Annotated in this window: 21 protein-coding genes and 2 tRNA genes; 9 read left to right on the top strand and 14 right to left on the bottom strand. The window is 70.4% G+C overall.

The window, feature by feature from the left end; translation table 11 throughout:
• Window positions 1-22: 22 nt before the first annotated feature.
• Window positions 23-1285, top strand: a complete 1263-nt coding sequence (gene serS / locus AB0H21_RS38340; RefSeq protein WP_358526589.1) for a serine--tRNA ligase — start codon at window positions 23-25, stop codon at window positions 1283-1285.
• Window positions 1286-1459: 174 nt separating this feature from the next.
• On the opposite strand, the gene AB0H21_RS38335 is transcribed toward serS, so the two are convergent.
• Window positions 1460-1663: a cold-shock protein gene (locus AB0H21_RS38335; protein WP_114030749.1), complete on the bottom strand. Its 204-nt coding sequence runs from the start codon at window positions 1661-1663 to the stop codon at window positions 1460-1462.
• 237 nt (window positions 1664-1900) lie between these two features.
• Between AB0H21_RS38335 and AB0H21_RS38330 the strand changes: the two genes are divergently transcribed.
• Window positions 1901-2698 (top strand): HAD family hydrolase, encoded by a 798-nt coding sequence (locus AB0H21_RS38330; RefSeq protein ID WP_358526586.1) that lies wholly within the window; start codon window positions 1901-1903, stop codon window positions 2696-2698.
• A gap of 197 nt (window positions 2699-2895) precedes the next feature.
• On the opposite strand, the gene AB0H21_RS38325 is transcribed toward AB0H21_RS38330, so the two are convergent.
• Together AB0H21_RS38325 and AB0H21_RS38320 are read right to left on the bottom strand one after the other, a co-directional pair.
• Window positions 2896-3411, bottom strand: a complete 516-nt coding sequence (locus AB0H21_RS38325; protein WP_358526585.1) for a bacterial proteasome activator family protein — start codon at window positions 3409-3411, stop codon at window positions 2896-2898.
• A 15-nt stretch (window positions 3412-3426) separates the two neighbouring features.
• Window positions 3427-4383 (bottom strand): NAD(P)H-quinone oxidoreductase, encoded by a 957-nt coding sequence (locus tag AB0H21_RS38320; RefSeq protein WP_358526584.1) that lies wholly within the window; start codon window positions 4381-4383, stop codon window positions 3427-3429.
• 114 nt (window positions 4384-4497) lie between these two features.
• Between AB0H21_RS38320 and AB0H21_RS38315 the strand changes: the two genes are divergently transcribed.
• Window positions 4498-6918, top strand: a complete 2421-nt coding sequence (locus tag AB0H21_RS38315; protein ID WP_358526582.1) for a MinD/ParA family protein — start codon at window positions 4498-4500, stop codon at window positions 6916-6918.
• Between the two features lie 16 nt (window positions 6919-6934).
• On the opposite strand, the gene AB0H21_RS38310 is transcribed toward AB0H21_RS38315, so the two are convergent.
• The 5 genes from AB0H21_RS38310 to AB0H21_RS38290 form a co-directional block, all read right to left on the bottom strand.
• Window positions 6935-7024, bottom strand: a tRNA-Ser gene (locus tag AB0H21_RS38310).
• Window positions 7025-7090: 66 nt separating this feature from the next.
• Entirely contained in the window at window positions 7091-7897 is an 807-nt protein-coding gene (locus AB0H21_RS38305; RefSeq protein WP_358526580.1) for a TIGR03943 family protein, read from the bottom strand.
• On the bottom strand, window positions 7882-8910 hold the full coding sequence (locus tag AB0H21_RS38300) for a permease (RefSeq protein WP_358526579.1): 1029 nt from the start codon (window positions 8908-8910) through the stop codon (window positions 7882-7884). The genes AB0H21_RS38305 and AB0H21_RS38300 overlap by 16 nt, the downstream gene beginning before the upstream one ends.
• A 64-nt stretch (window positions 8911-8974) precedes the next feature.
• On the bottom strand, window positions 8975-9844 hold the full coding sequence (locus AB0H21_RS38295) for an NUDIX domain-containing protein (RefSeq protein WP_358526577.1): 870 nt from the start codon (window positions 9842-9844) through the stop codon (window positions 8975-8977).
• A 74-nt stretch (window positions 9845-9918) separates the two neighbouring features.
• Window positions 9919-10236, bottom strand: coding sequence for a MazG-like family protein (locus tag AB0H21_RS38290; RefSeq protein ID WP_358526575.1), 318 nt, complete (start codon window positions 10234-10236; stop codon window positions 9919-9921).
• A gap of 140 nt (window positions 10237-10376) precedes the next feature.
• On the opposite strand from AB0H21_RS38290, the gene AB0H21_RS38285 reads away from it, so the two are divergent.
• Window positions 10377-10769 (top strand): peptidase inhibitor family I36 protein, encoded by a 393-nt coding sequence (locus tag AB0H21_RS38285; RefSeq protein WP_358526573.1) that lies wholly within the window; start codon window positions 10377-10379, stop codon window positions 10767-10769.
• Between the two features lie 99 nt (window positions 10770-10868).
• On the opposite strand, the gene AB0H21_RS38280 is transcribed toward AB0H21_RS38285, so the two are convergent.
• Window positions 10869-11690, bottom strand: a complete 822-nt coding sequence (locus AB0H21_RS38280) for a M15 family metallopeptidase (protein ID WP_358526571.1) — start codon at window positions 11688-11690, stop codon at window positions 10869-10871.
• 346 nt (window positions 11691-12036) lie between these two features.
• Here AB0H21_RS38280 and AB0H21_RS38275 point away from each other — a divergent pair, with 346 nt between their 5' ends.
• Window positions 12037-13218 (top strand): ATP-binding protein, encoded by a 1182-nt coding sequence (locus AB0H21_RS38275; RefSeq protein WP_358526569.1) that lies wholly within the window; start codon window positions 12037-12039, stop codon window positions 13216-13218.
• 214 nt (window positions 13219-13432) lie between these two features.
• Here AB0H21_RS38275 and AB0H21_RS38270 read toward each other — a convergent pair whose 3' ends face one another.
• Window positions 13433-14263: a MauE/DoxX family redox-associated membrane protein gene (locus AB0H21_RS38270; protein WP_358526567.1), complete on the bottom strand. Its 831-nt coding sequence runs from the start codon at window positions 14261-14263 to the stop codon at window positions 13433-13435.
• A 3-nt stretch (window positions 14264-14266) separates the two neighbouring features.
• The gene (locus AB0H21_RS38265; RefSeq protein WP_358526565.1) at window positions 14267-15205 is read right to left on the bottom strand and encodes a hypothetical protein; all 939 of its coding nucleotides are present in this window, start codon (window positions 15203-15205) and stop codon (window positions 14267-14269) included.
• A 292-nt stretch (window positions 15206-15497) separates the two neighbouring features.
• On the opposite strand from AB0H21_RS38265, the gene AB0H21_RS38260 reads away from it, so the two are divergent.
• Window positions 15498-16028 carry a SigE family RNA polymerase sigma factor gene (locus tag AB0H21_RS38260; protein WP_358526563.1) on the top strand — a complete coding sequence of 177 codons (531 nt, stop codon included), beginning with the start codon at window positions 15498-15500 and terminating at the stop codon, window positions 16026-16028.
• A 58-nt stretch (window positions 16029-16086) separates the two neighbouring features.
• A complete protein-coding gene (locus AB0H21_RS38255; RefSeq protein ID WP_358526562.1) occupies window positions 16087-17682 on the top strand; it encodes a long-chain fatty acid--CoA ligase in 1596 nt (531 codons plus the stop codon).
• On the opposite strand, the gene AB0H21_RS38250 is transcribed toward AB0H21_RS38255, so the two are convergent.
• Window positions 17663-18157, bottom strand: a complete 495-nt coding sequence (locus AB0H21_RS38250) for a MarR family transcriptional regulator (RefSeq protein WP_358526561.1) — start codon at window positions 18155-18157, stop codon at window positions 17663-17665. The two genes, AB0H21_RS38255 and AB0H21_RS38250, sit on opposite strands and share 20 nt — an antisense overlap.
• Window positions 18158-18262: 105 nt before the next feature.
• On the opposite strand from AB0H21_RS38250, the gene AB0H21_RS38245 reads away from it, so the two are divergent.
• Together AB0H21_RS38245 and AB0H21_RS38240 are read left to right on the top strand one after the other, a co-directional pair.
• The gene (locus tag AB0H21_RS38245) at window positions 18263-18826 is read left to right on the top strand and encodes a YceI family protein (protein WP_358526559.1); all 564 of its coding nucleotides are present in this window, start codon (window positions 18263-18265) and stop codon (window positions 18824-18826) included.
• Between the two features lie 520 nt (window positions 18827-19346).
• Window positions 19347-19436 (top strand) — tRNA-Ser (locus AB0H21_RS38240).
• Window positions 19437-19582: 146 nt separating this feature from the next.
• Here the strand turns inward: AB0H21_RS38240 and AB0H21_RS38235 are convergent.
• Together AB0H21_RS38235 and AB0H21_RS38230 are read right to left on the bottom strand one after the other, a co-directional pair.
• A complete protein-coding gene (locus tag AB0H21_RS38235; protein WP_358526557.1) occupies window positions 19583-20821 on the bottom strand; it encodes a cytochrome P450 in 1239 nt (412 codons plus the stop codon).
• A gap of 26 nt (window positions 20822-20847) precedes the next feature.
• A complete protein-coding gene (locus AB0H21_RS38230; protein ID WP_358526555.1) occupies window positions 20848-22458 on the bottom strand; it encodes an FAD-dependent oxidoreductase in 1611 nt (536 codons plus the stop codon).
• Window positions 22459-23054: the final 596 nt, after the last annotated feature.

Below are 23054 nucleotides of genomic sequence, written 5' to 3'. Positions count from 1 at the left end.
GGACATCGGTAGCCTTTGTTACGTGATTGACCTGCGTACCCTTCGTGAGGGCCCCGACCGGCTACGGGCGTCGCAGCGTGCCCGCGGTGAGGACGACTCGGTCGTCGACACGCTGCTCGACCTGGACGAACGCCGCCGAAGTGCCCTCAGCGGCTTCGAGTCGCTGCGTGCCGAGCAGAAGAGCGTCGGCAAGTCGGTCTCCGTGTCCTCCGGTGACGAGCGCGCGGCGCTCCTGGCGCGGGCCAAGGAACTCGCCGCGGGCGTCAAGGAGGCCGAGGCCGAGGCCGAGAGGCTGGCCAAGGAGCTCGACGGGCTGCTGCTGTCCGTGCCCAACATCGTCGAGGAGGGCGCCCCCGTCGGCGGCGAGGACGATTACGTCGTCCTGGAGGAGGTCGGCGAGAAGCCGTCCTTCGACTTCACCCCGCGCGATCACCTGGAGCTCGGAGAGATGCTCGGGGCGATCGACACCGAGCGCGGCGCCAAGGTCTCGGGCGCGCGGTTCTTCTTCCTGACCGGCGTCGGGGCCCGGCTGCAGCTCGGCCTGCTCAACATGGCGATGCAGCAGGCCATCGAGGTCGGCTTCACGCCGATGATCACCCCGGTGCTGCTCAGGCCGGAGGCGATGGCCGGCACGGGCTTCCTCGGTTCACACGCGAGCGAGGTGTACCGGCTGGAGGCCGACGATCTTTACCTCGTCGGCACCTCCGAGGCCCCCATGGCGGCCTACCACTGGGACGAGATCCTGGACGGCAGGTCTCTGCCGCTGCGGTACGCCGGCTGGTCGTCCTGCTTCAGGCGGGAGGCCGGCTCGTACGGTAAGGACACCCGGGGCATCATCCGCGTCCACCAGTTCGACAAGGTCGAGATGTTCTCCTACTGCCGCCCGGAGGACGCGCGCGAGGAGCACGCGCGCCTGCTGGCGTGGGAGAAGGAGATGCTGGCGAAGGTCGAGCTCCCGTACCGCGTGATCGACACGGCGGCGGGCGATCTCGGGTCCAGCGCGGCCAGGAAGTTCGACTGCGAGGCGTGGCTTCCGACGCAGAACCGCTACCTGGAGCTGACCTCGACCTCGAACTGCACCGAGTTCCAGGCCAGGCGGCTCGCCGTGCGTTACAGGGACACCGACGAGAAGCCCCGGCACGTCGCCACCCTCAACGGCACCCTGGCGACCACGCGGTGGATCGTGGCGATCCTGGAGAACCACCAGCAGGCCGACGGGTCGGTCGTGGTGCCGAAGGCCCTGCGCCCGTTCGTCGGGCTGGACGTCCTCGAACCGCTGAAGTAGGCATTTGAACGGAAGGTGGCCACTTATTACTGTCAAGTGATAAGTGGCTTACTTCTTCCCTGTCTGTCACCGATGTCCGGTTTGTCAGGGCATTAGGTCTATATATGACACGAAGGCGGGATTCGCCTGAGCGAACCCCGCCTTCTGTGTGTCAGTGGTCAGATGGCGCGAAGGTCAGATGGCGCGGACCTGCGACGCCTGCGGGCCCTTCTGCCCCTGCGTGACCTCGAACTCGACCCGCTGGCCGTCCTCGAGGCTGCGGTAGCCGTTACCGACGATCTCGGAGAAGTGCACGAAGACGTCCGGAGCCTCACCGTCGGGGGCGATGAATCCGTAGCCCTTCTCCGCGTTGAACCACTTGACGGTTCCCTGAGCCATTAAAGCTCTCCCTGCAATTCGATCTTGGGGTCCACACCTCGCGAACCCCGGGTTGTGTCGCACAGCTTCCCGGGGCCGCTCAGACAGTCAAGCTGGTTCTGCACATCGGGTTCAGCTAATACAACGCCACCACATCTAACACCATCAGAGCGCCTTTGTTCCCCCCCCAAGGCCAGATTCTTTTACTCCCAGGGCTGACACCGGTCCCACTCAGGCCAAGGCAAACTAGAGCTTGTTATGGTCAGCCCCAGACTCGTCGCCACCGACCTCGACGGAACCGCCCTCCGGTCGGACGGCAGCGTCTCCCCGCGCACCGCGGCAGCCTTCGCGCGCGTCGAACGGGCGGGCGCCATCCTCGCATTCGTCACCGGCAGGCCGCCGAGGTGGATCGGCGCGGTCGCCGAGTCCGTACGGCACCAAGGGCTCGCCATCTGCGCCAACGGCGCCCTGGTGTACGACCTGCACACCGAGCGCGTCGTCGAGTCTCACCTCATCGGCGCTGAAGTCCTGACCGAGGCGGTGAGCCGCCTGCGCCACCGCCTCCCAGAGCTGAGCTTCTCGGTGGAGTACGAGGGCGGGTTCGCCCACGAGACCGGGTTCGGCCTGAGGCGCTGGGACGTCGCCGACAGGGCGGGGCCGCGTGTGGGCGCCTCCACGCTGACCTCCCGGCCATGCGCCAAGCTCCTGGCCTTCCACCAGAGCATGGACCCGGACCTGCTGCACGTGATCGTCAACGACCTCGTGGGAGATCTCGTGACGGCCACCCACTCCAGTGGCAAGGCGCTGATCGAGATGAGCGCCCAGGGGGTGACGAAGGCCTCGGCCCTCGCCGCGCTCGCGCGGCGCCATCTGATCGGCCCCGGCGAGGTCGTGGCGTTCGGGGACATGCCCAACGATCTGCCCATGCTGGCCTGGGCGGGGATGTCGTACGCGGTGGCGAACGCCCACCCGGACGTCCTCGCCGCCGTCACCCACGTGACGGCGGCCAACGACGACGACGGCGTGGCCGTGGTGCTGGAGAAGCTCTTCGCGTGACCGGGACGGCGTCGCGAGGAGGCGACGCGCGCTACTACGCCCGTGCTTTCAGGTCCGTGCTTTCATGCCCGCGCCTTCCGGGCCGTGCTTTCCGGCCCGCCCCGTGCCGCTGAGCGGTCCACAACGGCCCCGGGGCACGGCGGAGGGTCGGATCTCCAGACGGCCGCCGAGGACGCGCTGGAGGGCTTACAGGCGGCCTACAGGTACGGGCCGGAGGTGCGCTGGGGCTGTTCGTTCGCGACGCCCCCGGGGAGCGCGCGCCGCATCTGCTCCAGCTGGGCCCGCGCGGCCATCTGCTGGGCGAACAACGTGGTCTGGATTCCGTGGAACAGGCCTTCGAGCCAGCCGACGAGCTGGGCGTGCGCCACCCGCAGCTCGGCCTCGCTCGGCGGCGCGCCGTCGTCGCCCCCGGAGAACGGCAGCGACAACCGTTCGAGCTCGGCGACCAGCTCCGGCGCCAGCCCGTCCTCGAGTTCCTTGATCGAACTCTGGTGGATCTCCTTGAGGCGCTTGCGGCTGGCCTCGTCGAGAGGCGCCGCCCGGACCTCTTCGAGGAGCTGGCGGATCATGCTGCCAATGCGCATGACCTTCGCCGGCTGCTCCACCAGTTCGGCGACCGAGCGCTCCTCGGGCTCTCCGTCGTTGTCTCCCTCGACCGTGAGGCCGTTCGGGCCCACCACGACGATCTGGGGGGTGCTCTCCTCAGCATTCATGACATTCAACCTAGCTCACCTGGTCAACAGGACTTTCCCGATGTGCTCACCGGATTCGAGGATCTGATGGGCGTGCGCGGCCTCCGCCATGGGTACCGTCGCGTGGACCACCGGACGGACGGCCCCGGCGCTCACCAACGGCCACACATTCTGGTCCACTCCGCGGACGATGGCCCCCTTTTCCGCGACAGGCCGCCCGCGCAACGCCGTGGCGTGGATCGAACCGCGCTTGCCGAGCAGCTCACCGAGGTTCAGCTCGCCCTTCACGCCGCCCTGCAGCCCGATCACCACGAGCCGTCCTCCGGTGTTGAGGACGGACACGTTCTTCTGGAGGTACTTCGCCCCCATGATGTCGAGGACGACGTCGGCGCGGACCTTCTCGGCGAAGTCCTCCTCGCGGTAATTGATCGCCTCGTCCGCGCCCAGCTCCACGCAGCGCGCGGCCTTCTCGGCCGTGCCGGCGGTGACGACCACCCGCGATCCGAGCGCCTTGGCGAGCTGAATGGCGAACGTGCCGATCCCGCCGGCCCCGCCGTGCACGAGAAGCGTCTCGCCGCGCCGCAGCCGCGCCGTCATGAACACGTTCGACCACACCGTGCAGGCGACCTCGGGAAGAGCGGCGGCGTCCCGCGTCGAGACGCCCGCCGGGACGCGCAGGACCTGCTCCCACGGCACGGCGACCTTCTCGGCATACCCTCCCCCCGCCAGCAGGGCGCACACCTCGTCGCCGGGAGAGAACCCCTCGACGCCCTCGCCCACCTCGGCGATCACGCCGGAGCACTCCATGCCGGGGATCTCGGAGGCGCCGGGGGGAGGCGGGTAGATCCCCTGGCGTTGCATCAGGTCTGCGCGGTTCAGGCCCGCGGCGGTCACGTCGATGAGGACCTCGCCCGGTCCCGGGCGGGGATCGGGCACCTCACGCCACTGCAGTACCTCCGGTCCGCCGGGCTCGGTAATGAGGATCGCGTGCATGCGACCAAACTATCCGGGTGGCCAAGTCGGCGGTTGACCGCGTTCGCCGTGATAGCGGGCGGTAATCTTCAAGCTATTTGCTGCCCCTTTAGTCCAGTCCCGAGGGGGAACACGGTGGCAAGACACGATCGCGAGGATCCTCATTCCCTAGAGGAGCAGCTCGCCTGGCTGGACGCCATCAAGGAGACCGAGGACCCGCCCGCGCCGGTGACCATCACCGTGGACGAGACCGTCGTCTCTCCATACCCCAAGGACCCGTGGTCGCTCGTGCCGGCCGAGTCCGCGCCTCCATCGTCCCCCCTGTTCCGCGCGGCGGGCGACCCGGCGCACGGCGGCGCGCAGCCCGACGACCCCGCGGAGCGCGCGCAGAACGCCCAGAGCGCTCAGAGCGAGACGACGGAGATCCGCCCGTCCGCCCTCGAAGGGCTCGACCGGTGGGGGGCGTCCGGCGACTCCTCGCCGTTCGTGGCACGTGACAACGGCGGCGTGGGGGAGCGCGGCGTCACCGGCACACCGTCCGGCGGCGCGTTCGGCACCCTTTCGCCCCCCTCGCCCGGGGGCGGCGGGCTCGGGGCCTTCGGTGAGCGTCCCGCGTCGTCCGGTGGGGCGTTCGGCGAGAGTTCGACGGGCGCGTTCGCCGGCCCCTTCGGGGACCGCCCGGTCTCGTCGGGCGGTTCGCCCACTCAGGCCTTCGGGGACCGCCCGGGTTCGTCCGGCGGGGCCTTCGGCGAACCCACGTCGTCGCTCACCCCGCCGCCGCCCCCGGCTTCACCATCCGCCCCTGCCGAGGCCGAGCCGCCCGCGTCCGGACGGACGAGCCCGGCCCCCGCGCCCGCCGAGCCGTCCGTCAGCGATGACACCGACAGCTTCACCTTCGGCTCCCTGACCGATCTGACCGAGAAGCCGGGCCGCGAGGCCACCTTCGGATGGATCTCCGTCAGCTCGCCTCCCAAAGACGACAAGGCGGCCAGGGACGACAGGCCGGTCAAGGACGACGGGGCCGCGAAGCCCGAAAGGGCCGAGAACGCCGACCCGCTGAAGCGCCCCGAGCCCGAGCCGGACGTCACCGGCGACCAGTCCGTACGCGGCTGGCTGGAGGCCGCGCTGCCGGCCTCCGAGACCGCCGAGACCGACCCGGAGCAGGAGCGCTTCAACGCCTTCGTGAACGGCGGCACGACAGGCGGTGCGGCAGGGGCGGCGACCGGCGGCGCGACCGGCATGGACACCGAGGACGTCGTCGTCCCACGGGTCGAGCAACCCCTGTACGAACAGCGCCCGGAGCAGACCTCCCCCTCCCTCCAGCCGCCCGCCACCTCGGCGCCGTCCGCGGCGGCCTCCACGACGCAGCGGCCCGAGTCCCCGCAGCCCTCCGCCGCGCCCGCCCAGACCCCCGAACCCGCCGCCGGGGCGGCCCGGACGACGACGCCCTCCGCGGAGCCGGGCGCCGACGACGCCGAAGGCAGGGCCGAGGAACGCGAGCCGTACCGCCCACGCCGCAGGCAGGCGCCGCGGCCCGCCGCCGAGGAGTTCGAGCCCGCCTTCTCGCCGCCGGCCCGCTCGTCGCGGGCCAAGGGCGCGGCGGCCACCGCGCCCGGCACACGCCCGACCGCCGACAGCCTCGACCCGGTGACGCTGCTGCGCGGCCGTAGGAACGCTCCCGCGGGCGGCTGGCGCAAGATCGTCTACAAGGCGTCCGCCGGGTTGATCAAGCCGGGCGAGTCCCCCGAGGTGCGGCGGCGGCGCGAGCTCGTCACCCGCGCCCGTACGCCGGTCGCCACCGGCCACCACCGCGTGGCCGTCCTCAGCCTCAAGGGTGGAGTGGGCAAGACCACGACGACGGTGGGCCTCGGCGCGACGCTGGCGTCCGTGCGCGGCGACCGCGTCATCGCCGTGGACGCCAACCCCGACCGGGGCACGCTGTCGGACAAGGTCGAGCTGGAGACGTCGGCGACCGTCCGCGACCTGCTCAACGAGCGGCAGCAGATCAAGCGGTACGTCGACATCCGCGCGTTCACCTCGCAGGCGCCGTCGCGGCTGGAAATCCTGGCCTCCGACCGCGACCCCTCGGTGTCGGAGGCGTTCAGCGCGGTGGACTACCAGGCCGTCGCGCAGGTGCTGGAGAACTTCTACTCGATCTGCATCACCGACTGCGGCACCGGCCTGCTCCACTCGGCGATGTCGGGCGTGCTCGGCCTCGCCGACCAGCTCGTCCTGGTCAGCTCGCCGTCGGTGGACGGCGCGAGGGCCGCCTCGGCGACGCTGGACTGGCTGGAGGCGCACCATTACGCCGACCTGGTGAAGGCCGCGACCGTGGTGCTGTGCAGCGTGCGGCCGCGCTCGAAGTCGACGGTCGACCTGGACAAGCTGGAGTCGCACTTCGCCGCCCGGTGCCGCGCGGTGATCCGCGTGCCGTACGACCCTCACCTGGAGGAGGGCGCCGAGATCGACCTCGACCGCCTGCAGCCGGCCACCCGTCAGGCGTACCTGCTGCTGGCGGCGTCGGTGGGCGACGGGTTCGGCGGGATCCGCCGGTGACGGGACGCGGCGCCGCTGGCGGAGGGTGTGGGATTCGAACCCACGAGGCCGTCGCCGACCTGGCCGCTTTCAAGGCGGCTGCACTCGTCCACTATGCGAACCCTCCTGTGCGACACCAACGATAGCGGTGCCGGACGGACGCTCGCGCGCGAGCGCCGCGGGCGGCTCGGCGTCATTCGTACGGTTCGGCGGGTTGTGCCACCTTGGCGAGGCTGGTGGCCTTCATCTCGGGGGCGACGGTGCCCTTCGGGAGCCGGTCGTACGGGGTGGGCACCCATGTACCGGTCACCTCGACCCATGTGTCCGGGCGCGGCGCGGACAGGCCGAGGACGGCGACCCTCAGCGGGAAGGCGTCGGCCGCGCAGCAGCGCAGTTGCATGCGGGTGAGGTACCACTGGCCCTTCTTCTTGGACGGGACCACGAAGCCGACCAGCCTGACCTTCCGGTCCTTCAGCGACTGGGTCTTGTCTCCCCAGGCCCGGCCGATGAACTCCCCGAGCGGCATCGCCGTCGCCCGGTCCGCGATGAGCGGGACGTAGGCGTTCTGCGGTGTCGGGCGCGGCGGGGGCACGTCGTCCCGCTGCGCCGCGTCGGCGCCGAGCGCGGGCGGGGAGATCAGGAAGATGGCCACCACAGGGAGGCACAGCAGCCAGGCCACCTTCGGGCCGAGCCCATGCCCGTGGCCGAGCCCGTGCCCGTCGTGCCCGGGTTCGAGATCATGCCCGCCCACATGACCAGGCTCGTCCGTCTCGGACGCGGGAGCGGTCGGCGCGTCGCCGGCGTACGGCCTGCGCCACTCCTGGATCAGGCCGAGCACGCCGAGCGCGAACAGGACCAGCCCGGCGATCACCAGCAGCGGGCGGAAGCCCGGCTTGACGTAGTTCAGGTAGATCGTGGACAGGAGGGAGACCCGGAGGATCGCCCCGCCGACCAGCGTCAGCACCAGGCTCTGCGCCATGCGGTTCACAGCAACACCCATCCCACGAGAAGGCTCACTCCGATGGCCAGCGCGAAGGTCAGCGGGACGAACCGCGCGACGAACGCCCGGCCGAACGTCCCGGCCTGAAGCGCGATCAGCTTGAGGTCCACCATGGGACCGACGACGAGGAAGGCCAGCTTGGCCGTGGGGGAGAACGTCGACAGCGACGCCGCCACGAACGCGTCGGCCTCCGAGCAGATCGACAGGATCACCGCCAGCAGCGCCATCACGAGCACCGACAGCACCGGGACGTCGCCCACGGACGCGAGCCAGGAGCGGGGCACGGTGACGTTGAGCGTCGCGGCGGTCAGGCCACCGACGACCAGGAAGCCGCCCGCGTGCAGGAAGTCGTGCCGCATCGCCGACATGAACGCCGCCACGCGCGACCCGTCGGGCGGGGCCGTACGGGAGGGGACGCGCAGCCATCCGGGGCGGCCGAGCCACTGCCAGGCCCACCCGGCCAGCACGGCGACGATGAGGGAGGCGGCGAACCTGGCCAGGACCATCGCGGGCTGGCCGGGGAAGGCCACGGCGGTGGCCACGAGAACGACCGGGTTGATCGCCGGCGACGCGAGCAGGAAGGCGAGGGCCGCGGCCGGGGTGACCCCGCGCGCCATCAGGCCCGAGGCCACCGGCACCGACGCGCACTCGCACCCGGGCAGCACCAGGCCCGCCGCGCCGGCGACGGGCACGGCGGCGTAGGGGTGCCGCGGCAGCGCGCGGGTCCAGAAGGACGGCGGCACGAACACCGTGATCGCCGCGGAGAGTGCGACGCCCAGCACGAGGAAGGGAATGGCCTGCACGCAGATGGCGACGAAGATCGTGGACCAGGTGCGCAGGGCCGGGGCGGTGAGGTGGGGGGCGAGGAGGAGGTTGCCTATGAGGAGGAAACCCACGAGGGCCGCGAACACCCAAGGGAGCACCTGCGCCTCGGGGGCTCGCCGCCCCCATGACGGCGGGGGAACCGGACTGTCGGGCTCGGCGGCCCAGTCAAGTGTGGTTCGGTCGCTCATATGGGTTTTTGGGTGTATTTCCCGACATTTGCGGTTACGGTCGACTTCCTGAACGGTACACCCGTCACGTCGATCGCAGTTGCCCGAGCAGCCAACGAGGCCCGGTGACCTCCGCGCCCAGCTCCTGCACCCTGCGGCGCAGCTCCCGGTCGGCCGTCACCACCAGCACCTGCTCCCACGGCCGGGTCTCGCCCACGACGTCCACGATCGCGTCGTCGCCGCTGCCCCGAGCCGGGACCGCCCTCACCGGCCCGTCCGAACGGACGCCGGCGGCCCGGCCCTCGACCACCATGAGCACCCGGGGGTACCACTTCTCGGGCGCGGGAAACCCCTCCGGCGGGTGGAGGCCCCGGACGACGAGATCCTCGATGTCCTTGAGCAGGCGCAGGGTCGCGCCGGCCCGGTCGCGCCACCAGCCGTGCTCGGCCCGGGCCCCGAGGATGTTCGCCGCGTCCAGGATCACGACGGACGGCGGCAGCGTCTGCCTGATCACCGGCCACGTCTCGGCGAACCCCGGGTGCAGCGTCTCGCCCGCGACCTCGTCCGCGGGGAGCCAGCGCATGTCGGTGCTCTCGGCGTTGGCAGGCGAGGCGGGGAACAGCGCGTCCGCCTCGGCGATCACCGTCTGGAACGACCAGCCGCCGTGGTCGTCGGTGTGGACGCCGATGACGCGCAGGATGTCCGCCTCCAGCGCCGCCTCCTCCAGTGCCTCGCGCAGCGCCCCCGTGACGGCGTCCTCGTGGCTGTCGAGAGCCCCGCCGGGCAGACCCCACGTGCCCCCGTGATGGCTCCACAGGGCGCGCTTCTGCATCAGGATGTGCGGCGTGCCGAGGGCGTCGAAGTGGACGGCGAGCAGCCCGGAGGCTCCGTGCACCCCCCAATGCCGGTGCCCCCGCTCACACAGCGCCCACCCGTCGCCGTCCTTCGCCGCCATGCTCCCCATCCTGCCTCAAGGCCCTCGCCACAAGACCGGACCCGGTTCGCGCATAGGGGTATGCCCCAGGACGATCAGCTGCCGGACGCCCGGGTCGCGACCGCCGTCAGGTGCGTCCTGAAGAGGGCCGCCGCGCCGGGGGTGCGGCTTCTGAGGGCGACCATGGCCGTCAGGATGACGTCGCACAGCTCGCGGTCGACGTCGTCCCACGTGTGGGTGAAGCCCTTGCGGGGGTTCTGCCCGAGGGCGCCGATCACGGCCGCGGCCACCTCGCCCGTCTCCTCCGACAGCTTCAACAGCCGGGACATCAGCTCGACCTCGGGGGCCAGCGTGCTCTGCGCGTCGAGCCAGGCCACGAGCCGTTCGACGGTTTCCCAGGTCTCGGCGTCCATGGCGGCCCAGGCTACAGCGCGCTCTTGGCACGAACGGACCCCGCGGCGGACACGCGGGGAGTTACAGAGAGTTACTCGGAGTGGTTGTCCTGTCACAATGTGTGGCGTTGGCCTGACTTCCGATCGAAAGGTTTCCTCCAGTGAAGGCTCATCTCGCCGCCCTGGCCCTCGCCACCACCGCCCTGCTGCCCGCGGGCGTCGGCGCCGCTCACGCCGACGACGCCCTCTCCGGGCCACCACTGATCACGATCCCCGCAGGTCAGACGCGCTGTCCCGACGGCTACGTCTGCCTGTTCCGCGACAACGAGTTCCAGGGCGGCGGCTACGGCATCGCCTCCGGCCACTCGGTCGGGTTCCTCGGCGACATCGGCTTCAACGACCAGATGTCCTCGTGGGCCAACGACTCGGGAAGGCGCTACTGCTGGTACGTGGACGCCAATTACGCCGGTGATCGTCACGTGATGGAGAACCGCTACCGGGTCAACGTCCTGCCGCAGGAGAACGACCAAGCCTCCTCGCTGCGCCCCTGCTGAGACCCGTCCGGCTCATGACCGTCCGGCCGCCTCGCCCGTAACGGCGGCCGGACGCCGGAGCCCGCGGCGATGATCGCCAGGCCCGTGCCGGCGCAGCTCTCAGCCGCCGCCCTTGGAGAAGTGCTGGTAGTCCTTGGCGCCGTTGAAGTAGCCGCCCCACTCCCAGCCGTACTTCTCGAACAGCCGCACCACGCGGTCGTCGCCGTTGATCACGCCGGGCTTGCGCAGCGGACGTTCGGCGAAGCGCCTGGCGTTGTCGTGGGCGACCGAGCCGTCCGGCTCCACCCACGGGTTCTCGCGCGGGTTGATGTCGATGGCCTTGCCGTACGAGTGCTTGGACCAGCTGCTGGAGCCCGCGACCCTGCGGCAGTTGAAGGCCGAGGTGTTGTCGGCCTCGATCGAGTCGAAGTCGCTGCCGCCGTACTCGTCGATCGGCTCCATGCGGGTGATCGGGAAACGCCAGGCGTACAGCTGCCTGAAGATGGAGACCACGTCGTCGGTGACCGCCTCGTTGACGACCAGATCCCCGGTGTGGGCCTTCTTGTCGAAGCCCCAGTAGGTCATCGTGATCTTCCGCAGGTCCTGTGGCGAGACGGGGCATCCCTCGCGCCAGGACTGCTTGAGCGTGCCGGGCGTGACCGTGGAGACCTTCGACGTGAACGCGGGCGGCTCGGACGGCGACGGGGCCGCGCTGGGCTCCGGCGACGCGGAGGCGGGCGGGGATGTAGTGGTGACAGTGGCGACGGTGGGCGTCGAGGGCGGGACCGAGTCGGCCGCGGGCTCGGCCGCCACGCCGGACCCGGTGCCGGCTCCTGCGCCGGACGCTGTACCGGCTCCCGCGCCGCCGCATGCCGTGACCACGGCGGACGCGCACGCAAGCAGGAGAACGCCCAGGTGGCGTGGCTTTGGTTTCTCGGGCATACGCCACAGTAAGGCCTTCGTGACCCCGCTCGTGACGAAATCGTGATGTCGCCGGTCACGTGCCGCCCGGCGCGCGAGGGCCGGATCCGTGCCGCAGCTTTACCCGGGATCGCTCGCGCACGTGTTCGACTACACGCTACAGTTCTGGTCACCGGATCGAACGGGCGTTCGGGCAGTGGAGTTCCAGGTGAGGGGTGATGTGCCCATGGTGATGCTCTCGACGCCTCAGACGCCCGCTCGGTCGGCGTCACGCCCGGCGCGCGTGCCCTGCCGTCCGGCGACACGCCGTAGCGCTTTCTACGGAAATCTAGGACGGCCGCTATATCCGGTCATACAGTCCGAGAGCGTGGACCCCGTGCGCAATCCCTACGCCCCCGGTGCGGGGCAGCGCCCCCCAGAGCTCGCCGGGCGCGATCGTGAGCTGCAACAGTTCGAGGTCGTGCTCGAGCGCGTGGCCCGTGGGCGGCCCGAGCGCAGCATGGTCCTCACCGGGCTGCGCGGCGTCGGCAAGACCGTGCTGCTCAACACGTTCAAGTCCATGGCGATGCAGCGCCTGTGGGGCACCGGCAAGATAGAGGCCCGTCCCGAGCAGTCGATCCGCCGTCCCGTCGCCGCCGCGATGCACATGGCGATCCGCGAGCTGGCCCCCCGCCATCGCGCGCCCGAGCGCATCGAAGAGTTCCTCGGCGTGCTGAAGGCCTTCGCCATGCGCGATCCCTCGGCGGCGAAGGGCACGTCCCACTGGTCCCCGGCGATCGACGTCCCGGCGGGCCGGGGCCGCGCCGACTCCGGCGACCTGGAGATCGACCTCACCGAGCTGTTCGTGGACGCCGCCTCGGTGGCGACGGACCTCGGCGTGGGCGTGGCCCTGTTCATCGACGAAATGCAGGACGTCCAGCCGCCCGACATCTCGGCCCTGTGCGCCGCCTGCCACGAGCTGTCCCAGAGCGGTGGCCCGCTGATCGTCGTGGGCGCCGGTCTCCCGCACCTGCCGAGCGTGCTGAGCGCCAGCAAGAGCTACTCCGAGCGCCTGTTCCGGTACGCGCGCATCGACCGGCTCGACCGCGCCGCGGCCGATCTCGCCCTCATCGCCCCCGCCGAGCGCGAGCAGGTCGAGTTCACCCCCGAGGCCCTCGACGCGCTGTACGAGGCCGCCGACGGCTACCCCTACTTCGTCCAGGCCTACGGCAAGGTCGCCTGGGACGTCGCGCCGAAGTCGCCCATCACGGCCGACGACATCCGGGTCGCCTCTCCCGAGGCCGAGGAAGAGCTGGCGGTCGGCTTCTTCGGCAGCCGGTACGAACGCGCCACCCCGGCCGAGCGTGAGTACATGCACGCGATGGCGTCCGTCGGCGACGAGCCCGTGCCGACGTCCGAGGTCGCCGAGTTGCTCGGGCGCAAGCCGTCCAGCCTTTCTCCCGCCCGCGACAGCCTCATCAAGAAAGGACTGATCTTCAGTGCCGAGCGCGGCCTGATCGCCTTCACGGTGCCGCACTTCGGCAGGTTCCTCCGGGCCCAGCCCTTGTAGTCGAAACCAGACGGGCGCGCGGCGGCGGCCCGTACCCCATTGGCCTCTCTACGGCTTTCTAGAGGGGAAGCTAGAGAGCCGTAGAGAGTTGAATGCACGATGCCGGGCGGCCGCCCCCGCCGTCCGGCATCGTGCTCTCTCTCGGTACGGCTCTCGGTTATGGCTCTCGGTATGGCGACCCCGGACGCGTATGTCTGCCGTCGTCTAAGGCTTTCTAGTATCCAGCCGATACACCGATAGATTCTCGAAGAGGCCCGGACCCCTCGCCCTCGACCACGGCCACCCGCACGGGAGGCCGCCGCCCGCTGAGGTACACGGCGAACACGACGTCCGCCTCGGCCCCCGAGGCCACGCGCGCCGGGTACACGAAGAACCGCCAGCACAGCTCACGCCAGCTGTCGGACGGCTCGGACGCCGTGAGCAGGTCCAGGTGGGACCGCCACTCGTTGCTCGCCCTGAGCCGGGAGAGCGCCTTGGGCGCCGCGACGGGCCGCTGCTCGCACGGCGCCCGGTGCCGCACGCGGGCGAAGGTCTCCTCCATCTCGGGGGACAGGACGGCCAGCAGCGCGAGCCCCGCCCCGAGTGCGATCAGCGTGTGCCACGATGGCGACAGAAGGTCCGTTCCGGTCACGGGCACGACCGCGACCAGCAACGCCGCCCCGGCGAGCACCGCGGCCCGGCCGATGGACCGCAGGCCCACGGGGGTGGTGCTCGTGTCGCCGAAGCATCCGCACCCGACGTCCGGCCGCCGCCGGCGCAGCTCCCACAGGACGTAGGTCGCCACCGAGAAGAACGCGACCGTCCCCCACCGGGGAAGCGGGCCTGCGGTGAAGACCAGGCCCGCGGCCAGCACGAACTCCATCCCAGCACAGAAGATCATCATCGGCTTGCGCCACCGCTCGGGCACCAGGACTCCGGGACCGAGCCGCGCGAGCGCTCCCGGCTCGGCGTGCGAACCGGCGGTCGCGGCCTTGGCGGCGCCTCCGAGGAACAGGAGGAGCACGACGATCGCGAGAGCGGCGGTGGCGAGGCTTTCAGGCGCCATGGGTCACCCCAATCCGACACGGGCGTTGAAGCATCCGTTGGTGAGATCTCCCCCGAGCTCGACAAAGGACGCCGGCGAAAGCTCGGCGATCCGTCCCCGTGGTGACGTGCCACATTCCACGCATCGATCACAGAATCGGCCCGCCATGCACCCGCAGGCCACGATCGGCAATACGGCGGCGCGGCTTTCGCACACATTGCCGACGTAAAGCATCGACCCAAGCGACAAGTACGGCAAACCAGTGCACGACACCCCGGCGTCGTCACACTGCGAATCGGCACGTTCCAACATCGGGTAGGCGGCCCCGGCCTCACCCTCGTCGAACGCGTCCGACCACGCGGCCGCACCCGAGATCCTCGACTGCACGCCGTTGTACGCGGGCGGCGGAGGCGGTACGGCGGTCGCGCGGTACGGCGGCTGCGAGGTCGCCGGCAGGCAGGCGGTCGTCACGCCCTCGACGCGGGTGCCGATGGCGTCGAAGAGGTATCCCGGTTCGAGCTGCGGGTGGCGTACGGCGATGCGGCCGGACGCGCCGTACGGGATGACGACCTCGCGCGTGCCCCGGTGTGGCCCGCAGTCCAGCTCGACCGTGCGGTCCCGGCCGTCCCTGCCCATGGAGAGGATCACGCCCGTGACGCGCGTGACGTCGCCCCACAGCCGGTCGGCCACGCGGCCGGACTGCCGGGCGCGGATGACCACCCGGCCCCCCGCGGGCAGGTCGGCCGGCGCGACCACGCTGCCGCGCCACGCCGTGGCCCACGGCGCGATGACCAAGCGCTCCTCCACCCCCTCGGGGTTCTCCACGATGATCAGATGCGGGCTGACGTCGAGGATCTCGCCCACCACCGCCGTGAGGGCGGGGATCTCCTCCTCCGGCTGTGGCGGCACCAGGCTGCGGCCGAGTGCCTTGGACGCCAGCGCATGGCGGCGCTCCACTCCCATGGGCCCTCCCCAGCAAACCGCGGCGAGTCACCTAGATGCCCGCTAGCGTCACACGTTTTGCCGAGGGCAGCGTTTCCGGCGGGACGAATATTTCCCCCGCCAAGGGCGCGGGTAGCAAATTACCCACTCTCGGAGGAACTAGTCGCCGTCTCGCCTGCCGTCCGACTCTAACGATCTTTACATTCGGTGGGGCGAAACCTGGATGAACGTTCAGCCGCATTATGGGCCGCGGCTGCGATTCTGACCACGAGATCCGAACGAATCATGCCTTCGTCCCGGCACCGGTGGTCGCATGAGCGGTAAAGATGAGGAGTTCCGCGAGTACGTGGTCGCGCGCGGCCCGGCGCTGCTGCGCGTCGCCTATCAGCTGACCGGCCAGCCCGCCGACGCCGAGGACCTGCTCCAGGCGGCCCTCGCCAAGACCTACCTCGCCTGGGAGCGCATCAACGATCGCGCCTCGCTGGACGGGTACGTGCGCCGGGCGATGGTCAACATCAACATCTCCTGGTGGCGGCGCAGGAAGCTGGAGGAGTTCCCGTCCGAGGAACTGCCGGAGACCCCGGTGCGGGACGGCCCCACGCCCGGGCAGATCCACGAGCTGCTGGAAGAGGCGATCGACCGGCTTCCCGCGCGGCAGCGCACGGCGATCCTGCTGCGCTACTACGAGGACATGACCGAGACGGAGATCGCCAGGACGCTCGGGATCAGCATCGGCACCGTCAAGAGCACGGTCTCCCGCGCGATGGCCAAGCTCCGGGGAGACCTGGTCGTCGTCGAGCCGTGCGGACCCGAGACACGACCCCGGTTAGGGTCCGCGAGGTGATCGAACGGTTGTGGAGGGCCGGGCACGGGGTCAGACTCGGTAAGCGGAGGTGGCACTGATGCGCAGCACGATGCCCGAGTTCCCGCTCACCATCACCTCGATCATGCGATACGGCACCGGCCAGTTCGCCGATCACGAGGTGGCCACGTACACCGGCGACGGCTACCGGCGCCTGCCGTACGGGGAGCTGGCGCAGGAGGCCGCCCGCCTGGCCGGCGCCCTGCGCGCGCTCGGCGTGGACGGCGACCAGCGCGTCGCGACGTTCTGCTGGAACAACACCGAGCACCTCACCGCGTACCTCGCCGTGCCCGCCATGGGCGCAGTGCTGCACACGCTGAACATCCGCCTGCACCCCGACCAGATCGCCTACATCGCCAACCACGCCGAGGACGACGTCCTGCTCGTCGACGGCTCGCTGATCCCCCTGCTCGCGCCGATCCTGCCCGCGATGAAGACCGTGCGGCACGTGGTCGTGATCGGCGCCGGGGACACCGAACCGCTGCTCGCGGCCGGGAAGCGGGTGCACGGCTACCGCGCGCTCCTCGACGCCGCCTCCGACGCCTTCGACTGGCCCGAGGTGGACGAGCGCGCCGCCGCGTCCATGTGCTACACCAGCGGCACCACCGGCAACCCCAAGGGCGTCGTCTACAGCCACCGCTCGTCCTACCTGCACGCCATGGCCATCTGCACGGCCAACGGCATGGCCGTGACGTCCGACGACCGGGTGCTGCCGATCGTCCCGATGTTCCACGCCAACGCCTGGGGGATGCCGTACGGCGCGCTGATGGCCGGGGCCTCGCTGGTCATGCCCGACCGCTTCATGCAGGCGGCCCACCTGGCGAAGATCATCGAGGAGGAGAAGCCCACCATCTCCGGCGGAATCCCCACGATCTTCGCCGACCTGCTGCGGTACGCCCGCCGGCACCACCCCGACCTCTCGTCGCTGCGCCTCGTGCCGTGCGGAGGCTCGGCCGTGCCCGAGTCGCTGATGAAGGGCCTGCAGACGGAGTTCGGCGTCCGGCTCGTCCAGGCGTGGGGAATGACCGAGACCTCGCCGACCGCGGCCGTCGCCCACGGAGACGACTGGAGCCTGCGCGTCACGCAGGGCAGGCTGCTCGCCGGAGTCGAGGGCAGGATCGTCGGCGACGGCGACACCGTCCTGGCCTCGGACGGCGTCGCGGTGGGGGAGTTGGAGGTGCGCGGGCCGTGGGTCACCGCGTCCTACCACCTCGACGAGAACCCCTCGCGGTTCCACGACGGCTGGCTGCGCACGGGCGACGTCGGCAGGCTGGACGAGCGCGGGTACGTGACCCTCACCGACCGCCTCAAGGACGTCATCAAGTCCGGCGGGGAGTGGATCTCGTCGGTCGAGCTGGAGAACGCCCTGATGGGACACCCGGCGGTGGTCGAGGCCGCGGTGATCGGCGTGCCGGACGAACGCTGGGGAGAGCGTCCGCTGGCGTGCGTGGTGCTCGGCGGGGAGGTTGGGGTCGCGGAGCTGGGCGAGTTCCTGTCGGGCAAGGTGGCGCGCTGGCAGGTGCCCGAACGCTGGGCGTTCGTCGAGGCGGTGCCGAAGACCAGCGTCGGCAAGTTCGCGAAACGGACGCTGCGCGAGATGCACGCCCGCGGCGAGCTCACGATCGTGCAGGAGTGACCTGGGTCGGCACGTCCGCGCCCGCGGTGGCGCAGGGCCGTACCACGTCGCGGATGACGCGGAGGGTGTCGAGCAGCGTCTCGAGCTGCGCGGGCGTCAGCAGGCCCGTGAACCAGGTCTCGATGTCCTCCAAGTGCTTGGGCAGGACCGTCTGCAACCGGGCCAGGCCGTCCTCCGTCAGCGTCGCGTAGGACGCACGCCGGTCGCTCGCGCAGGCCACGCGCCGGACCAGCCCCTCGCGCTCCAGCCTGTCCACGACTCGGGTCACCCCGCTGGTGGACAGTGACGTCTGGGCCGCCAGGTCGCTCATGCGCAACTGCCGCTCGGGGGAGCGCGCGAGGCGGATCAGCGTCTCGAAGTCGACCTCGGACAGCCCGCTCTCCGCGAAGGCGGGCGTCATCTTGCTCGCGAGGCCGGACTGGACCTCCATGAGAAGGCCCATCGCGGTGAGCCGGGCGTCGTCAGTTGGGATCACATTCACAGTCTAACCGACGATAGTTGACGGGCGGAATATTCCTCGTGTAGACATCTGTTGCGGCAGACATTCCGCCTAGCAACTACTCCCACGGAGATGTACACCATGAGCACTCGCGCCTGGGAAGGCCTCACGATCCCCGAGCCCGGCACCTTCGACCTGGATGTCGCCCACACTCGCATCGGCTTCAGTGCGAAGCACATGATGGTCACCAAGGTCCGCGGCCGGTTCGGCGACTTCAAGGGAAGCGTCACGATCGGCGAGAACCCCCTCGACTCGTCGGCCGAGCTCACCATCCAGACCGCCAGCATCGACACCGGCAGCACCGACCGCGACAACCACCTGCGCAGCGAGGACTTCCTCGCCGTCGACAAGTTCCCCGAGCTGACCTTCCGCACCACCCGCGTCGTCAGCCACTCGGACGAGGACTTCGTCGTCGTCGGCGACCTCACGATCCGCGAGGTCACCAAGGAGGTCACCCTCAAGGTCGAGTACGGCGGCGCCGCCACCAACCCCTGGGGTGCGGAGATCTTCGGCTTCTCCCTCGAGACCGAGATCGACCGCGAGGAGTTCGGCCTGACCTGGAACGTCGCCCTCGAGACCGGCGGCGTCCTGGTCAGCAAGAAGATCAAGATCGAGGTGGAAGGCGAGGCCGCCCGCCGCGCCTGACCCTTCGAACGGGCCCACGCGCCGCGTCCGCCCTGTCCAACACAGGTCCGCCCGCGGCGCCCGGCCCGTCGAACAGAGGCGCACCCGACGAACAGAGGGGCACCCGCTGACCTCTCCAACGCCGGTCCACCTGTGAGACCAGTCCCCTTGGGGCAAGGGCCTGAGCCTCTCAGCTCCCGGCCATCCGGACACCGTGGGACCGGATGGCCGGTGACACCACATCCCCGGAAAGCGCGGCGGTCAGTTCGGCGGAGGCCGCCAGAGCGCTGAAGCGGGCCGCCGGGCTTCCTGCCCCGGCGGCCCGCCCTTCTCCACAGCCTGTGGACACAGGGTGTGGAAAGCCTGGCAAGCCCCCAAGTCCGGACGCGGCCACCCGGCACAGCCCCGCCCAGACCCGATCGCCCACGATGGCGAATCGATATGATTGCCCCCGACGGCGAATCCACTTTGCCGCCCGGCATCAAGGCCGGTACTCTGTGCTGAGCCAGTCGGCGGCAACACCAAGCCGACCGGCCGATGAGGAGGCTTCGCCTAGTCAGGTCTATGGCGCCGCACTGCTAATGCGGTTTGGGTCTACAGCCCATCCGGGGTTCAAATCCCCGAGCCTCCGCACTTCAAAGGCCCTTCCGCGCGAATCGCGGGAGGGCCTTTCTTCTGCCCGAAGTCGAGAAATCAAGGCGTTGCCGGACCAATGCCAGACCATCCGGCAGACGATCACGCCGTTTCCGCCGACCTGCGGCGATCGAGGTCAGCGGTTCATCGCGCAGGTCGGTCGACACCGTCGATGTCGATGAAAAGATGCCGGGGTCCGCGTAGTCCGGGGCTTGGCCGGTAGGGGGGCGGGTCGGCGACAAGGCGGGGATTGTCCAGGCGTCTCGCCAGTTCGGTCAGCGCGATCTGGGTTTCCAGGCGGGCCAGTGGAGCGCCGAAGCAGTAGTGGATGCCGCCACCGAAGCCGAGGTGCTCGTTGTACCGGCGGTCCGGGTCGAAGCGGTCAGGGTCGGGCACGTGCGCCGGGTCGCGGCTTCCCGCCGCGAGCGCCAGGACGATTGGCGCGCCCTTGGGGATGGTGGTCCCGGCGATGTCGATGTCGTCCAGGGCGATCCGCGACAGAGACAAAAAGTGCACCGGGGGCTCGTATCGCAGCAGTTCCTCAACCATGGAGACCGCCAGGTCCGGCTCATGACGTAGCCGGTCGAGATGCTCGGGATGGCGCAGCAGGGTGAGCATTCCGTTAGTGATCAGGTTGACGGTCGTCTCGTGGCCGGCGATCAGCAGCAGCGTGCTGGTGACCGCCACCTGGATCGGGGACATCGACCCGTCGGGGCCTTGGTCGGTGATGAGGCCGGAGATCAGGTCGTCTCCGGGAGCCCTGCGGCGCTCGGCAGCGATCCCGCCGAGGTACCGGTGCAGCTCGAGCAGCGCGCTCTGCCGCCGCTGCAGGCGCTGTGCCCGGCCCTCCTGTCTGGAGTCCGACGCCTCGACGACCGTGTCGGCCCACGCGTGGAACCGTGCCTCGTCCTCGCGCGGTACTCCCAGGATCCGGCAGATCACCGTCACCGGGAACGGGTAGGCGATGTCATCGACGATGTCGATCCGCCGTCGGCCTGCGACGCCGTCGATCAGGCCGGTGATGATCTCGACCATCTCCGGCCGCAGGTCGTCTATCCGATGCGGCGAATGCGGTGGGCCGAAGTGGCGCATCGCGATGCGGCGGATCCGGTCATGCTCGGGCGGATCGGTGTTGATGAAGGCCCGTGGCTGCTGCGCGGCCTCCTCAGAAAAGCCGGGCTCGCCCGGCTGAGGGAAGGTGGGGCGTGCCGAACTGACGCGCGGATCGTGCAGCAGCGCGACGATCTCGTTGTAGGTACTGACGACGTAGGTGCCGTCCTCCTCCCGCCGTACCGGCGTCTTGCGCAGTTCGGCGTACAGCGGGTAGGGGTCGGCGCGATTGGATTTGTCGAGGCTCTGCTGGAAGACGCTGTGTGGTGTCATGGCGGCGCCTCCTTGTCACAGTCGGTTTAGATGTCGTGGTGGACCAGCCGGGCGCGGCGTTCGGCCGGATCATGTCCGGTCACCACGACGGTCACCTCGGTGGCGTTGATGTGTTCGGGCACCTCGGCCGGCACCGGCCGCATCTCCTCGTTGCGGTCGACACCGCGAAAATCGGGTGGGAAGGGCGCGGCCCGCTCGATCAGTCCCTCGTAGAATCCCAGCCACATGGCCTGGTCGAAGGTGACCGCGGCCGTGACCCGGCCCCGGTAGCCGTAGACGGCGACGAACCGGCGCTCGGCCAGCGAGCCTTGGACGATGACCACCTCATCGGCGAAGGTCGGCACTCCGACCGACTTGATGTTGATCCCGAACTGGTTGGACCAGAACACCGGCAGCGCCAGGTGCGCCCAGCGGTGCGCCTGGTCGCTGATCATGTTGTGCGCGGCGATCTCGGCCTGGGCGACCGCGTTCCCCCAGTGCTCAAGTGTCATGAACTGGTAGTTGTAGACCGGATGCGGGAAGCGCGCGACGTCGCCGGCCACGAAAACGTCGTCGGTCACCAGGCCGTTGATGTCGACGGCCCGGCAGCCCGCGTCGCAGGCCACCCCCCAGACGCCCGCGGCCAGCCCGGAGTCCCGCAGCCACTCGACGTTGCGGACCGCCCCGAGCGCGACCACCGCGACATCGGCCTCCACCGTGGACCCGTCGGACAGCCGCGCCGCCCGTACCCGGCCATCGGCGCCGCCCTCCAAGGCCTCCACTGTGACGCCGCACCGCAGGTCCACGCCGTGGTCGCGCTGCACGTCGGCCGCGACCGCCCCGATCACCGCGCCCAGGGCGCTCACCAGCGGCGCCGGACCCCGCTCGGCGACGGTCACCGGAAGATCCAGGTCCCGGCAGACCGAGGCGACCTCCGACCCGGTGAACCCCGCGCCGATCACCAGCACGCGACGCGGACCGGCCGCGAGAAGCTCGCGCAGGCGGGCCGCCTCCTCCATGGTGCGGAGCGGCAGCACCCCCTCCAGCGCCGCCTCCGCCGGGTTCGGCCACGGCCGGGCCCGTGCGCCCGTCGCGATCAGCACCCGGTCGAACGGCACATCCCGGCCATCGCCGAGCGTCACCTTCTTGGCGGCCAAATCAAGCCCCGCCGCGCGCGTGCCGGCCAGCCATTCGGCATCGACCTCACGCAGGCGAGGGAGCAGGGTGTGATCTTCGGGTACCCGGCCCGCCAGCACCTGCTTGGACAACGGCGGGCGGTCGTACGGCTCGTACGACTCTTCCCCGATCAGGGTCAGCGAGCCTGTGAAGCCGTCCCGCCGGAGCACACCTGCCGCCCGCGCTCCGGCCAGCGAGGCGCCCACGATCACGATGCGGCCCGTCTTCCGGAACCCATCGCCGTCGCCGACCGGTGCGGGAGCGGCCGGTCCGGTCCGCATCCCCGGGTGCTGGGTGGCCATCCGGTCGACGTGGATGGCCTGGACCGGACACGCCGCAGCCGCCCGCAGTACGTTTTCACGCTGCGCCTCGTCCGCGTCCGGGTCGTACAGCAACGCCTCGCCGCCGTGCATCGCAAAGACGCCTGGCGCGAGGAACGCGCACTGCCCGTACCCCTGACACCGTGTGAGATCGACGATCACCCGCACAGCGCATTCCCCCGTCGAGCGCAGGCCACCCGCTGTCCCAAGCCGTGATGGCGTCCCACCCAAGCGGCCTCCCAGCGGTTGACCTACCCCACTCTCTGGCCCCCACCTACCGCAATGATCTTCAATTAATCGTCGGCCGAATATTGAGACCAAAACCGAGCCCAAGAAATGCTCTGGAGACTTCAAAATTCATAATGTCGGCAGAGCGCGGGGGCGAGGGCGTCGGGCCGGCCATGCCGGCCTGGATCGACACGCTCATCGCCCGCACGCCCGGCCTCGCCCGGGGCATGCGCGTCCGCCTGGTCTGGCAGGACCAGGAGACCAAAGAGCGCACCGACATCGCCGAGATCGACCCGGTGGAGAGGCGGGCCGGACAGCTCATCGCCGCGCGCATCGCGGACGACCGCGGTCGGCGAGGGTTCGTGGGAGGGCCCCTTCGTCCGCGCGTAAGCGAAACGGGACATGACGACGTTGCCAGGGGCCTTGCCGGGTCCTCCGGGAGGTCGGCTGGTCACGCTGTGCCGGGCGCTGTGCGGTGTCTGTGGATCACCGCGGCCCGCGGCCTTCCGCTGTCGGCATCGAATGCCAGG

This window comes from Sphaerisporangium sp. NPDC051011 (genome assembly GCF_040653595.1).
Lineage (GTDB): Bacteria > Actinomycetota > Actinomycetes > Streptosporangiales > Streptosporangiaceae > Sphaerisporangium.
Note: the sequence above shows the minus strand (reverse complement) of the source record. Positions and strands in the feature narration are given on the sequence as shown.

Bases quoted from the DNA above. Each gene is read 5' to 3' on its own strand.
- AB0H21_RS38245 (WP_358526559.1), top strand. From the start codon at position 18,263: ATGAGCACTCGCGCCTGGGAAGGCCTCACGATCCCCGAGCCCGGCACC.
- AB0H21_RS38235 (WP_358526557.1), bottom strand. From the start codon at position 20,821: ATGACACCACACAGCGTCTTCCAGCAGAGCCTCGACAAATCCAATCGC.
- AB0H21_RS38325 (WP_358526585.1), bottom strand. From the start codon at position 3,411: ATGAATGCTGAGGAGAGCACCCCCCAGATCGTCGTGGTGGGCCCGAAC.
- AB0H21_RS38270 (WP_358526567.1), bottom strand. From the start codon at position 14,263: ATGGCGCCTGAAAGCCTCGCCACCGCCGCTCTCGCGATCGTCGTGCTC.
- AB0H21_RS38320 (WP_358526584.1), bottom strand. From the start codon at position 4,383: ATGCACGCGATCCTCATTACCGAGCCCGGCGGACCGGAGGTACTGCAG.
- AB0H21_RS38280 (WP_358526571.1), bottom strand. From the start codon at position 11,690: ATGCCCGAGAAACCAAAGCCACGCCACCTGGGCGTTCTCCTGCTTGCG.
- AB0H21_RS38255 (WP_358526562.1), top strand. From the start codon at position 16,087: ATGCGCAGCACGATGCCCGAGTTCCCGCTCACCATCACCTCGATCATG.
- AB0H21_RS38295 (WP_358526577.1), bottom strand. From the start codon at position 9,844: ATGGCGGCGAAGGACGGCGACGGGTGGGCGCTGTGTGAGCGGGGGCAC.
- AB0H21_RS38290 (WP_358526575.1), bottom strand. From the start codon at position 10,236: ATGGACGCCGAGACCTGGGAAACCGTCGAACGGCTCGTGGCCTGGCTC.
- AB0H21_RS38305 (WP_358526580.1), bottom strand. From the start codon at position 7,897: ATGGGTGTTGCTGTGAACCGCATGGCGCAGAGCCTGGTGCTGACGCTG.
- AB0H21_RS38265 (WP_358526565.1), bottom strand. From the start codon at position 15,205: ATGGGAGTGGAGCGCCGCCATGCGCTGGCGTCCAAGGCACTCGGCCGC.
- AB0H21_RS38335 (WP_114030749.1), bottom strand. From the start codon at position 1,663: ATGGCTCAGGGAACCGTCAAGTGGTTCAACGCGGAGAAGGGCTACGGA.
- AB0H21_RS38330 (WP_358526586.1), top strand. From the start codon at position 1,901: ATGGTCAGCCCCAGACTCGTCGCCACCGACCTCGACGGAACCGCCCTC.
- AB0H21_RS38300 (WP_358526579.1), bottom strand. From the start codon at position 8,910: ATGAGCGACCGAACCACACTTGACTGGGCCGCCGAGCCCGACAGTCCG.
- AB0H21_RS38260 (WP_358526563.1), top strand. From the start codon at position 15,498: ATGAGCGGTAAAGATGAGGAGTTCCGCGAGTACGTGGTCGCGCGCGGC.